At 64.8% G+C, this 389-nt stretch carries 1 pseudogene; it reads right to left on the bottom strand.

Going from position 1 to position 389, the window contains the following annotated elements:
• A pseudogene (locus AC1DWC_RS26780) lies at positions 1 to 357 on the bottom strand (hypothetical protein); the annotation flags it as partial.
• Between the last annotated feature and the right edge of the window lie 32 nt (positions 358 to 389).

The following is a 389-nucleotide window of genomic DNA, read 5'->3' as shown; positions in this document are numbered from 1 at the left end:
TGCGACGTCCCAGAGGAGAAGGTCGCCGTTCTCGCTCCAGCCGAAGACTTCGAGTCGTTCGGCGAGGTCCCAGCTACCGTCGGGCTCGATCATCCAGTCGAATTCCTCCTCTTCGCCCTCGCGGAAGACCGTGTGGAAGTGCTCGGTGAGGTTCGCTGCACGGGCCCGCCCGTCTGCGAAACCGGGTTGCACGGGCGGGTAGATGAGCCACAGGCCGAACGTGCGGGCCCAGCCGCAGGAGCGAACAAACTCGCGGTAGCTCTGGGGGTACCCGCCGCCGTCCGGGAAACGGAACGAATCGAGTGCCTCGAAGTCGACATGCTCGAACGAGGGGGATTCAGGCGCGGGGACACTCATGACTCGATTATGGTCGGGTTGCTGGAGCCACG

The organism is Rhodococcus sp. P4_C10, assembly GCF_056402135.1.
Note: the sequence above shows the minus strand (reverse complement) of the source record. Positions and strands in the feature narration are given on the sequence as shown.